Raw genomic sequence first — 10,951 nt, 5'->3', positions numbered from 1 at the left:
GGCGTGCGCCGAATTACACACGGACCGCAACACTGTAGCTAGCGCGTCTGACCTCGACGTACCCTGCCCGGCTCAGGAACGCGGCTTACGGCGCTCCGGCCGCTTGCCGCCCTCGCGCTCCCGGCGCTGGCCGCGGCTGAACGTGCGATGCTGCGGCGCACCCTGATCCAATTGCAGCTGAATGAGCACGCCACTGATCCGTGTGCGCCGCAACGCTTCCAGCGTTTCATCCGGCAGCTGCGCGGGCAGTTCCACCAGGCTGTGGTCGGGGCGGATGCTGATGTGCCCGAAGTCGCTGCGGCGCAGGCCGCCTTCGTTGGCGATGGCGCCGACGATGGCGCCGGGCACCACGCGATGCCGCTTGCCCACACTGATCCGGTAGGTCGCCAGCTCGGTTCCGGTGGCACGGTGGTGCGAGGCGCTCTGCCGGTCCTCGTCGAAGCGGCGAGCGGGACGTTCGCGCGGAGTCCGGTCGCGTTGCGGGCGCTCCACCGGCTCCGGCTCGGGCTCCATGAAGAAGTTGTCGCCGTCGTAGGAGCCCACCGCCAGCGCCGCGGCGATGTCGGCCAGCGGGATGTTGTGCTCGCGCTCGTAATCCTCGATCAGCTTGCGGAACAGCGGGAGATTCGACGAGGTGAGGTTCTCGGTGATGGCGTCGCCGAACTTGGCGACGCGCTGGGCGTTGACGTCCTCCACGCTCGGCAGCTGCATCTCGGTGAGCGGGTGGCGGGTGGCCCGCTCGATCGCCTTGAGCAGATGCCGCTCGCGCGGCGCGACGAACAGCAGCGCCTCGCCGCTGCGCCCGGCCCGTCCGGTGCGGCCGATACGGTGCACGTAGGACTCGGTGTCGTGCGGGATGTCGTAGTTGACCACGTGCGAGATGCGGTCCACGTCCAGCCCGCGCGCGGCCACGTCGGTGGCGACCAGGATGTCCAGCGCGCCGGACTTGAGCTGGCCGATGGTGCGCTCGCGCTGGTTCTGCGCGATGTCGCCGTTGATCGCCGCCGCGGAGAACCCTCTCGCGCGCAGCTTCTCGGCGAGTTCCTCGGTGGCCTGCTTGGTGCGGACGAAGATGATCATCGCCTCGAACGACTCGACCTCGAGCACCCGGGTGAGCGCGTCCAGTTTGCGCTGGTGCGACACCAGCACCCAGCGCTGGGTGATGTTGGTGGCCGTCGAGGTCTTCGCCTTGACCGTGATCTCCACCGGATCGTGCAGGTACTGCTTGGAGATCTTGCGGATCGCGGCGGGCATGGTCGCGGAGAACAGCGCCACCTGCTTGTCGGAGGGCGTGTCGGCGAGGATGCGCTCGACGTCCTCCTGGAAGCCCATCTTCAGCATCTCGTCGGCCTCGTCGAGCACCAGATACTGCAGCTGCGACAGGTCGAGCGTGCCCTTCTCCAGGTGATCGATCACCCGGCCCGGCGTGCCGACCACGACGTGCGCGCCGCGGCGCAACCCCGACAGCTGCACGCCGTAGCTCTGCCCGCCGTAGATGGGCAGCACGTGCAGGCCGGGAATGTGCGCGGCGTAGCGGCCGAACGCCTCGGCGACCTGGATCGCGAGTTCACGGGTCGGCGCGAGCACGAGGGCGCGGGGGCTGCGACCGGTGGCCTCGAGCCCCATCAAGATCGGGATGGCGAACGCGGCGGTCTTGCCGGTGCCGGTCTGCGCGAGACCGACGACGTCGGCGCCGGAGAGCAACGGGGGAATCGTCGCGGATTGGATCGGCGAGGGCGATTCGTAACCGACATCGGCGATGGCCGCCAGAATGCGGTCATCGATACCCAGATCGGCGAAGGACGGGCCGTCAATGTCCCTGTCGTCGTCGCCAGGAACGCTGTCGACCTGATTGGTGCTCATTGAGCAGCAGTTTACTGCCTCCTGCTGGTCGTCCCGGCCACCGCCCCAATACGGTGAGATCTATGCAACTGGACAACTCGCCCGCGCATCAGGATGCGACGCCGGATCAGCTGGACGTGGCGGTCGTCCAGTTCGCCCCTTCGACCGCCCCCGCGGAGAACCTGGCCGCGGTGCGCGAACACGTGCGCACGGCGCGCGAACGGGGCGCGCGCGTGGTCGTCGCACCGGAATACTCGATGTTCGCCGTGACCCGGCTCGATGAGCGGGTCGTCGCCGTCGCCGAGCCGCTGACCGGCCCGTTCGTCACCGGCCTCGGCGCGATCGCCCGCGAGTTCGGCGTGTTCCTGGTCGCCGGAACGGTGGAACAGGTCGCGCCAGGCGGCGACCGGATTCGCAACACCCTCGTCGTGCTCGGCCCCGACGGTTCCCTCGTCACCAGGTACCGGAAGGTGCACCTCTACGACGCCTTCGGCCACCTCGAATCCGATGTGGTCGAGCCGGGCGCGATCGAGGCGCCCGCCACCTTCACCGTCGGCGATATCACATTCGGCATGCAGACCTGTTTCGATCTGCGCTTCCCGGAGGGCGTGCGCCGGGTCGCCGCGGCGGGCGCGCAGGTGCTGCTGCTGCCTGCCCAGTGGATCCCGGGACCGGGCAAGGTCGACCAGTGGACCACGCTGGTGCGGGCGCGGGCGATCGAGAACACCGTCTACGTCGCGGCCGCCGACCAGGCCGCTCCCCGGGGCGCGGGCGCGTCCATGATCGTGGACCCGGCCGGCGCGGTGCTCGCCGAACTCGGCGACGAACCGGGCGTGCTGACCGCCGGAATCGACCTGGCGTACCTGAGCAAGGTGCGCACGACCAACCCGAGTCTTGCCTTGCGTCGATTCGCGATCACCGAGCGTGGACCGGAGTAGCGTTCGGAATCGATGGTCTACACCGATCGGACCTCGGCGGGTCACGCGCTGGGTGCGCATCTGGAACACCTACGCGCGTCGGACCCGTTGGTGCTCGGGCTGCCGCGCGGTGGAGTTCCGGTGGCCGCCGCGGTCCGTGCGGTGATCGGCGGTGACCTCGACATCCTGCTGGTCCGCAAGCTGGGTGTGCCGTGGCAGCCCGAGCTGGCGCTGGGCGCCATCGGGGAGGACGGGGTCCGGGTGCTCAATCAGGATGTATTGGCGCACACCGGGATAACGCCCAAGAAGGTCGACTCGATCGAGGCGCGGGAGCGGGCCGAGCTGGAGCGGCGCAGGCAGGTGCTGCGCGGTGCGTCGCGGCCGATCCCGCTGACGGGTCGCACGGTGGTGATCGTCGACGACGGTATGGCGACCGGCGCCACGGTCGTGGCCGCCTGCCGGGTCGCGCGCCTGCACCGGCCCGCGCGCGTCGTCGCCGCCGTCCCCGTCTCCTCGACCGAGGCGATGCGCCGGGTCACCGACGAGGCCGACGAGGCGGTCTGCCCGTGGGTGCCGCGCTCGCTCGGCGGCGTCGGCGGCGCGTACCGCGATTTCCACCAGCTCGAGGACGCGGAGGTCACCGCGCTGCTGTGCTGATCAGATCTCGGTGATGCCCCTGCGGTGGCGCTGCGCCAGGTCCGCGTAGAAGCCCGGGTTGAGCCGCACCCACATCTGCGCCTGGGTGCCTTCGATCGGCCGTTTCACCTCGGCGGGAGAACCGGCGGCGAGCACGCCGTCGGGGATCTCCGCCCCCGGTGGCACCAGCGAGTGGGCGGCGATCATGCTGCCCGCCCCGATCTTGGCCAGGTCCAGCACCGTGGTCCCGTTGCCGACGATGGCCTCGGCGCCGACCGCGGCGCCGTGGAACACCACGCTGTGCGCGATCGTCGCGCCGGGCCCGATCTCCATCGGCACATCCGGCGGCACGTGCAGCACCGCGTTGTCCTGGATGTTGGCGCGTTCCCGGATGACGATCGGCGCCAGATCCGCGCGCAGCACCGCGCCGTACCAGATCGAGGCGCCCGCCTCGACCTGGACGTCGCCGATCAGGGTCGCCGTCGGCGCGACGAACGCGGTCGGGTCGACCTGCGGACGTTTGCCTTCGAATTCGTAGAGTGGCACTCGAACACCGTAAATGGTCCCGTGGCGCCAACCGGAGCGGTGTCGGGCATCCGCCGCGTGGCTCAGCGACGGATCCGATGCGGACAGGGTGGCGCGCCCCCGATCGTCGCGGCCGGTCGGTGTGCCGGGCCGGGGTCGGACTCGCGTCGGGTCTGCGCGCCGCTCAGCGCCCGGCGTAGGCCGTCGAGGTGCGCGCGGCCGCGGCGACGAGCGGTCGCAGCTGGGCGGCCAAACGCTCGGCGGTCACCGCGACGATGTCGACGTCCGTGCCGGTGCGCACCGCGTATCGGCCGTCGGCGACCACGTCGATCCAGCACAGCACGCCGAACGGGCGCGGTTCGCCCACGCCGCGGCGCGCGGAGACGACCATCTGGCCGATGCCTTCGCGCGGCTGCCGGAGCAGCTTGCGGATCCGGGACGGAATAGACGGGCCCGCGACCGGAACGGTGACCAGGTTGCGGCTGTCCTCGCCGACCTGGGACAGGGGAGCGGTCAGGCGCGGCAGCATGCCGGGATTGTTCTCCGGGAGCATCGAGACGATCCGCGGACACAGGGTTTTCGAGCTGCCCGCGAACAATCGCACGTCGCCGCCGCGATCGGGCGTCGCACCGGGGCGTTGCGCGGCGACAACCGCGATGTTCCCGGCGGCGGCGCCGAGGATACGGATCGGCCGCGCCTCGGATTGCCGCCCGGTGTCGATCGCCGGTGGGCGTGGTCCACCGTTCTCGCGCGACGGCGGTTCTGACGCCGCGTCACGTTGACCGAACACCTCGACGCGCAGGTCCGGCTGGGCGAGGATGCGCAGCGCCGCTTCCAGATCCGCGTCCAGCACCTGAGCGCACCAGCGGTCGAGCGCGGGAAGCTGCGCGGTGCGTTCCGCGGTGTCGCGCGCCGAAAGGCGCACGGCGAGTGGATAGGGAATGCGATCCCCATCGGTGCGTGACCAGGCCAGCGCGAACTGATCCGGGGTCAGCGTCCAGTTCACTCGTACTCGGTCCATTCACCGAGCACAGGCGGTGTGGTCGGATCGAGCGACCCGATGAGTTCGCCGCCGTCGTCGGAGGGCTCGAGGAACGTGGGGAGATCATCGAGGTCGAACTCGTCGTCCTCGTCATCGATCGGCGCCAAGCGTGCGCTCGCGGCGTTCGCGGCCACACTCGAACCGCCGCGCGGGGTGTCGACGGCGGCCACCGCACCACCCATCAGGCCACCCATCGCTCCGGCGCCTAGACCGGTGACCGCCGCGTCGGAGCTGTCGTCGTGCTTTCGCCGCTCGTCGCGCTTGCGCTGCTCTTCGGACGGAACCTGGCCGCCGACGCCGGGCACGGCGGGCAGCGTCGTCGGCTCGCTCGTCGCCGAGGCGGGCGCGGTCGCCGGACCCGGCGATCCGGTGGCGGGCGCGGTGCGGAGAACGGAGGCGGCCGCAACCGTCGAGAGCGCCGCCGTGGCGGCGGGTGCGACTCGTGGCGCGGCCGGGGCCGGTGTCTCGTCCGCGACCGCGGCGCCGGTCGTCGGCACGGCGGCAGCGGCGGCGGACGTGGCGGGCGTCTCGTCGGCGGGTGTCGAATCGGTGGACGTCGCCGAGACGCTCTGCTCCACCATGTGGATCGGCTTCGGCGCGTGCGTCCCGAGCGAAGTGGGCTGCGCGTCGGGTGCGACCTGGGTTGTCCCGACGATCTTGCTCGTCGGCGTGGCGGTGGGAGCCGGGGCGGCCGATTGATCCGATTCGTCGGGGAACGCGGGCACGTCGGTGCCGGTGCGCACGAAAACCCCCGCGTAGATGTCGTTCATCGCGCGCACGACGTCCTGACGGGCGTGCTCGCTCGCCTTCTGCCCATCGACATTGCTGGTCGCCCGGGACGGATCGAGCAGTGCCGCCCCCAGATCCGGTGCGCCGGTGGACGGCTCGGTCACCGCGGCGCGCAGCGCCTCCGCCGCGTCGCTCGCCTGTCCGAGGCGCTGCGAGACGACCGCGAACACGTCGGCCAGGTCTTGGCCGCTCTGTTCGAATACGCGCACCACCGCGTCCGCGCTCTTGGCGGCGGAGCCGCGCCAGCCGTCGGCGATGGCCGCGCGGATCTCGGTGTGCGCCTGGAAGACCGCGTCGGCCAGGTGCGCTGCCGCGTCGCTCCACGCCTGCTCGCCGCCCGCGAGGACGGCCGGGTTCAGCAACTGGACCTTCGCGTGGATCTCGTCGTGGGCGAGGTTGTCGAACACTTCGACGTTCGGCGCGTAGGCGGGATCGGTGCGCCGGTGGGTGGCCCGCTGCCCGGCGCGCGGCATCTCACGCATGCGCGGCTCCCGTCACGTCGACCCGTTCGACCGCCTGCGCGAGCGCCTCGTCGGCCTGCTGGTAAACGGCGGCCGCGGCGCGGAAGGTCTGGGCGAGTTCTCGCGCGGCGGCGGCGTATTCGTTCAGTCGGGTGATCGCGCCGTCGGCCTTGCGCTCGAAACCGGCGCGCAGCGCGTCGCCGGAGGCGAATCCGCCGAAGCCGGGCAACGCGGTGGCGGCGCTCAGGATGCGGATCTGCTCGTCGACCCGATCGGCGAGCAACTCGTACTGGCGCGCGCACCGTTCGTGCGCGCCGTCGGCGACCAGGAGGCCGTCGATCCACAGCGAGCCGTCGTCGACCGCTCGGTTCAGCGCGGCGATGTCGACGCCGGGTGCGGTGACTTCCGCGAGCGGCTCTCCGCCGAACCCGTTCTCTTGCGATGGCATCTGCGCCGTCCCCCTTCCTCGTCCGAAGTGCGGTTACGGATGTCGTGCCAACCCCACGACGACACCCTGCATCCAATCCGCGATGTCGGCAGTGACCCGCGCGTGCACCGGCTCGTGCAGCAGGTCGTGCCCGGCGTCGATGTACTCCCGTAAATCTACCGATTCGTGGCGGCTAGTCCAGACCCTGATCGCATCGATCGGCGCGCGCCGGTCGTCCACGCCGTGCACCGCGAGCACCGGAAGACGCTGCGGCAGGGGCGTTCCCGGCGCGCCCGGCGCCCCGCCGCCCAGCGCGCGTTTCGGGACGCCCGACAGCACCAGGCCCGCCAGCGCGTCCGAGGGCAGGGCGGGGCGCAGTGGATAGTTCCGGTCCAGCACCGTCGAACCCGTTGCGGCATCGGCCGACTCCGGCACGGCGGCCCCGAGCATGCCCAGCGCGGTCACCGCGCCGAGCGAGTGGCCCATCAGGATCAGCGGCCGGTCGCCACGAGCCAGCTCGACCAGTCGCACCGCGTCCGCCACCAGCTCGGCGAGCGTGCCGGGCCGTTCCGGATCGCCCTCGCTCAACCCGTGCCCGGCGGTGTCCAGCGCCCATACCTCACCGGCGGGGCGCAGACCGCGCGCGAAGCGGTGGTAGTGGCCGCTGTGCTGGCCGATTCCGGGCAGCAGGACCACGGTGTATCGCGGGTGTTCGATCGGCCACCGCCGATAGTGCATCCGGCCGCGCGCGCCGTCGAAGAATGGCATCCACCGATAGTGCCAAAGATCGTGTCGCGGGTGGGACCGCGCGATTCCGCGCCGGAAACGGTTAAGATCCGCGGCGACTCATACCTACCGGAGCCCGAGGTGCCCGCGTTGCGAACTCTCCGCCGTCGAGGCGCCTTCCTCTTGTCCGCCGTGGCGCTGGCCCTCACCGGAGTGCTCGCGCCGGGCGCGGGCGCCGCGCCATCCATCGCCGCCTGCGACCCCGCGGTGGCGGTCACGGCCGTCGCGGCGCGAGTGCCGGTGCTCGACTGGGCGGAGAACCTGGGCTACGACGCGCAGGGCAATCTGTGGGTATCGCGGCTCTACCGCAATGAGGTGCAGCGTTACGACACCGCCGGCAACCTCACGGCGACTGTTCCGGTGGAGTTCCCCGGCGCGGTGCGGCTCGGTCCCGACGGACTGCTGTACGTGGTCTACGGTGACGCGCCGGTCAGCGTCGTCCGTCCCGGCGGCGTGCTCCGATTCGATCCGGCGGCGGCCGTGCCGAAGCCGGAGGTCTTCGTCTCCGGGTTCACGATGCCCAACGGCGCGGCGTTCGACCCGAGCGGCAACCTGTACGTCGCGACCCTCTCCGGCGTGATCAAGGTCCGTCCCGACGCCTCCCTCGACACCGCGTGGGCGGCGCCGCTGGCCGGACTGGCCGCCAACGGCGCGGTCGTGCACGACGGCGTGCTCTACGTGACCGCCAACGGCGGCCCGCTCGGCCGGATCGTTCGCATCCCGCTCGACGCGCCCGCGTCCCGCAGCACCGTCGCCGACCTGTCCTCGCAACTGGCCGGTCTCCCGGATTTCGCCGACGATCTTCTGGCCGATCCGAGCGGCATCCTCTACGTCACCACCCTCACCGGCCAATTGATCCGCGTCGATCCGACCTCCGGCGCTACCTGCGCCGTGCTCAACGGGCAGCCGCTCACCGCGGTCGCCGCCGTCCCCGGCCGTCCGGACGAATTGACGGCGAGCACGGAATCCGGCGCTCTCCTCCGAATCCAGCTCTCTCGCTGAGGTCGAGCCGCCGTCGTCGGGATCACAGGCTTCGGCGCCGTCGCGGTATCCGCGCGAAGAGGGGAGCGAAGCGGCGTCCATCTCCACATCGATCGGCGGCACGGTGTCGGCGCGCCCGGCAATCCGGCCGCGCGGGTATCGCGCCGCAGGGCCAGGAGGACCGCGTGTCCACGAGCCGGCACCGAACGCGCGGTCCACACACCGCAGCGAGGTGAATATGCTGTCCGGCAGAGGTTTTGATTACGCCTTGCTTGTGCAAGCGGCCGGTGATGCTGTCATCGGCAAGCGGGACCGGCGAGCTCAGATCATAGGTCCCTGCCGTGGGTCGATCGCGCGCTCGGCGCGGTCAGCGATGGCCCGCAGATGGGCGATGAGTTCCGGAGGCTCGTGAACTTCGAAGTCCGCTCCCAGCGCGAGCAGCCGGTGAGCCAACCATTCCGGCGCGTCGTCGCGCCGGGCGTCGATCCGGCAGGTGTCCGGGTCGATCGCGACGACATCGCCGGGGCTTTCACCCAGCCGCCCCGTGACACGGTCGGCGGAGGTGTGGACGGTCACTCGGAGCCGGAAGGACGGTGTGCCCCAGTCGGTGCGGCGGCCCGCGACGTAGGCGGCGGCATCGGCGGCGGGTAGCGCACGCGGCGAGAAGCGGGCGGCGGTGGGCTGCGGACGGTCGATCCGGTCGACGCGGTAGACCCGCCAGCCGGCCCGATCGAGGTCGTAGCCGACCAGATACCAGCGCCGCCGGGCGGGTACGAGGCCGACCGGCTCGGTGTTGCGTCTGGTCTCGCCGCCCGCCTCGTCGCGGTAGGCGAAACGCACCCGCTCCCGGTTGGTCACGGTCGCCGCGAGCGTGGCGAGCACCTCGGGGTCGGCCGTGGGCCCGTCGGCGGTGGGCGGGGTCAGCGCGACGGCGAGTACCCGCACCCTGCGTCGCAACTTCGCGGGCAGCACCTGCTCCACCTTGGCCAGCGCCCGGACCGACGCCTCCTCGATCCCGGCCACCGCGGACCCGGCGGCGGCACGCAACCCGACCGCGATGGCGACGGCCTCGTCGTCCTCGACCAGCAGCGGCGGCATCGCCGTGCCCGCCGCGAGGCGGTATCCGCCCGCAGCGCCGAGCGTCGCGGTCACCGGATAGCCGAGTTCGCGCAGCCGATCGATGTCGCGGCGCACCGTGCGGTCGGTGACACCGAGGCGTTCGGCCAATTCGCTGCCCGGCCATTCCCGTGGCGTCTGGAGCAGCGACAGCAGGCGAAGCAGTCGGGCGGGAGTGTCGTTCACGAATCAGATGATGCCGGAAATCTAGGACATGTTCGGTCCTAGATGCTGCTTAACGTCATCGCTGTACCGCAGCACCGACCGCCGAGGAGGCGTACCGATGACCACCGCCATTCGCCCGTTCCGCATCGAGATTCCGCAGTCCGACCTGGACGACCTGCACGATCGGCTCGCTCGCACCCGTTGGGCCGCCCAGCTGCCGGGCACGGGCTGGGATCGCGGCGTGCCGGTCGACTATCTGCGCGAGCTGGCCGAGTACTGGCGGACCGGATTCGACTGGCGGGCACAGGAAGCGGCGCTGAACGAGTTCCCGCAGTTCAAGACGCGCATCGAGGGGCTGGACGTGCACTTCCTGCATGTGCGTTCGCCGGAACCGGACGCGACGCCGCTGATCCTCACCCATGGCTGGCCGAACTCGTTCGCCGAATTCGCGGGGACCATCGGCCCGCTCGCCGATCCGCGTGCGCACGGACTCGATCCCGCGCAGGCCTTCCACGTCGTGGTGCCCTCGGTGCCGGGCTTCGGCTTCTCCGACGGGCCGCGCGAGCCAGGCATGACACCGGCGAAAGTGGCCGGGATGTGGCTGACCCTGCTGGATCGGCTCGGCTACCGGCGCTTCGGCGCACAGGGTGGCGATCTCGGCGCCTACGTCGCGCCGGAACTCGCCATCGCCGCGCCGGACCGGGTGATCGGCGTGCACCTCGACGGCGGGATCGGGATGCCCACCGAAGCGGACGTGCCCACCATGACGCCGGACGAACGTGCCGAGTGGGACCTCATGCAGCAGTGGATGACCGGCGGCGTGGACCATCACGTCCTGCTGCGCCCCGCCCCGCAGACCTTCGCCCACGCGTGGACCGATTCACCGGTGGGCCTGCTCGCCTGGCTGATGCAGAAGTTCACCGAGTTCGCCCCGCTCGCCGACCGGGTGGAGGACGTGATCAGCCGCGATCAGCTGCTGACCAACGTCAGCCTGTACTGGTTCACCGGCACGGCGGCCTCGTCGTCCTGGCCGATGTACAACGGCCTCGGCGACGGCGGGTTCACCTGGCCGAAGGGACAGAAAGCGGTGCCGACCGGCACGTACGGCGGCGGCTCCGCGCTGATGCGGCGGCTCGCCGAGCGCGACAACACCATCGTGCACTGGCCGGAGGGCAACACGGGCAACCACTTCATCGCGATGGAACGCCCGGACGCGCACGTCGCCGACATCCGCGCGTTCTTCGCCGCCGTCCGATAGGGAGAG

Annotated in this window: 11 protein-coding genes; 4 read left to right on the top strand and 7 right to left on the bottom strand. The window is 71.2% G+C overall.

Annotated elements, in window-relative coordinates:
- Nucleotides 1-72: 72 nt before the first annotated feature.
- Nucleotides 73-1,863 carry a DEAD/DEAH box helicase gene (locus ACIHAX_RS28235; protein ID WP_355077277.1) on the bottom strand — a complete coding sequence of 597 codons (1,791 nt, stop codon included), beginning with the start codon at nucleotides 1,861-1,863 and terminating at the stop codon, nucleotides 73-75.
- 62 nt (nucleotides 1,864-1,925) lie between these two features.
- On the opposite strand from ACIHAX_RS28235, the gene ACIHAX_RS28230 reads away from it, so the two are divergent.
- Complete coding sequence (locus ACIHAX_RS28230) at nucleotides 1,926-2,780, top strand: carbon-nitrogen hydrolase family protein (protein WP_397280461.1); 855 nt, start codon at nucleotides 1,926-1,928, stop codon at nucleotides 2,778-2,780.
- A gap of 12 nt (nucleotides 2,781-2,792) precedes the next feature.
- Complete coding sequence (locus ACIHAX_RS28225; RefSeq protein ID WP_355077273.1) at nucleotides 2,793-3,416, top strand: phosphoribosyltransferase family protein; 624 nt, start codon at nucleotides 2,793-2,795, stop codon at nucleotides 3,414-3,416.
- Here ACIHAX_RS28225 and ACIHAX_RS28220 read toward each other — a convergent pair whose 3' ends face one another.
- The 5 genes from ACIHAX_RS28220 to ACIHAX_RS28200 form a co-directional block, all read right to left on the bottom strand.
- On the bottom strand, nucleotides 3,417-3,941 hold the full coding sequence (locus tag ACIHAX_RS28220) for a gamma carbonic anhydrase family protein (RefSeq protein ID WP_397280459.1): 525 nt from the start codon (nucleotides 3,939-3,941) through the stop codon (nucleotides 3,417-3,419).
- A 163-nt stretch (nucleotides 3,942-4,104) separates the two neighbouring features.
- Nucleotides 4,105-4,941: an ESX secretion-associated protein EspG gene (locus ACIHAX_RS28215; RefSeq protein ID WP_355077269.1), complete on the bottom strand. Its 837-nt coding sequence runs from the start codon at nucleotides 4,939-4,941 to the stop codon at nucleotides 4,105-4,107.
- Complete coding sequence (locus tag ACIHAX_RS28210) at nucleotides 4,923-6,233, bottom strand: WXG100 family type VII secretion target (RefSeq protein ID WP_397280457.1); 1,311 nt, start codon at nucleotides 6,231-6,233, stop codon at nucleotides 4,923-4,925. Before ACIHAX_RS28210 ends, ACIHAX_RS28215 begins: the two co-directional genes overlap by 19 nt.
- Nucleotides 6,226-6,660, bottom strand: a complete 435-nt coding sequence (locus ACIHAX_RS28205) for a hypothetical protein (protein ID WP_356967244.1) — start codon at nucleotides 6,658-6,660, stop codon at nucleotides 6,226-6,228. The genes ACIHAX_RS28210 and ACIHAX_RS28205 overlap by 8 nt, the downstream gene beginning before the upstream one ends.
- A 33-nt stretch (nucleotides 6,661-6,693) precedes the next feature.
- On the bottom strand, nucleotides 6,694-7,407 hold the full coding sequence (locus ACIHAX_RS28200) for an alpha/beta fold hydrolase (RefSeq protein WP_364432630.1): 714 nt from the start codon (nucleotides 7,405-7,407) through the stop codon (nucleotides 6,694-6,696).
- A 108-nt stretch (nucleotides 7,408-7,515) separates the two neighbouring features.
- On the opposite strand from ACIHAX_RS28200, the gene ACIHAX_RS28195 reads away from it, so the two are divergent.
- Entirely contained in the window at nucleotides 7,516-8,427 is a 912-nt protein-coding gene (locus ACIHAX_RS28195) for an SMP-30/gluconolactonase/LRE family protein (protein ID WP_397280455.1), read from the top strand.
- A gap of 300 nt (nucleotides 8,428-8,727) precedes the next feature.
- Here the strand turns inward: ACIHAX_RS28195 and ACIHAX_RS28190 are convergent, their stop codons facing one another.
- Nucleotides 8,728-9,708, bottom strand: a complete 981-nt coding sequence (locus ACIHAX_RS28190) for a YafY family protein (protein ID WP_364432624.1) — start codon at nucleotides 9,706-9,708, stop codon at nucleotides 8,728-8,730.
- A gap of 97 nt (nucleotides 9,709-9,805) precedes the next feature.
- Here ACIHAX_RS28190 and ACIHAX_RS28185 point away from each other — a divergent pair, with 97 nt between their 5' ends.
- Nucleotides 9,806-10,945 carry an epoxide hydrolase family protein gene (locus ACIHAX_RS28185; protein WP_356967251.1) on the top strand — a complete coding sequence of 380 codons (1,140 nt, stop codon included), beginning with the start codon at nucleotides 9,806-9,808 and terminating at the stop codon, nucleotides 10,943-10,945.
- Nucleotides 10,946-10,951: the final 6 nt, after the last annotated feature.

This window comes from Nocardia sp. NPDC051929 (genome assembly GCF_044548645.1).
GTDB lineage: Bacteria > Actinomycetota > Actinomycetes > Mycobacteriales > Mycobacteriaceae > Nocardia > Nocardia sichangensis.
This window is presented reverse-complemented; position numbering and strand designations above follow the sequence as displayed.

Bases quoted from the DNA above. Each gene is read 5' to 3' on its own strand.
- ACIHAX_RS28210 (WP_397280457.1), bottom strand. From the start codon at position 6,233: ATGCGTGAGATGCCGCGCGCCGGGCAGCGGGCCACCCACCGGCGCACC.
- ACIHAX_RS28185 (WP_356967251.1), top strand. From the start codon at position 9,806: ATGACCACCGCCATTCGCCCGTTCCGCATCGAGATTCCGCAGTCCGAC.
- ACIHAX_RS28225 (WP_355077273.1), top strand. From the start codon at position 2,793: ATGGTCTACACCGATCGGACCTCGGCGGGTCACGCGCTGGGTGCGCAT.
- ACIHAX_RS28230 (WP_397280461.1), top strand. From the start codon at position 1,926: ATGCAACTGGACAACTCGCCCGCGCATCAGGATGCGACGCCGGATCAG.
- ACIHAX_RS28205 (WP_356967244.1), bottom strand. From the start codon at position 6,660: ATGCCATCGCAAGAGAACGGGTTCGGCGGAGAGCCGCTCGCGGAAGTC.
- ACIHAX_RS28200 (WP_364432630.1), bottom strand. From the start codon at position 7,407: ATGCCATTCTTCGACGGCGCGCGCGGCCGGATGCACTATCGGCGGTGG.
- ACIHAX_RS28215 (WP_355077269.1), bottom strand. From the start codon at position 4,941: ATGGACCGAGTACGAGTGAACTGGACGCTGACCCCGGATCAGTTCGCG.
- ACIHAX_RS28235 (WP_355077277.1), bottom strand. From the start codon at position 1,863: ATGAGCACCAATCAGGTCGACAGCGTTCCTGGCGACGACGACAGGGAC.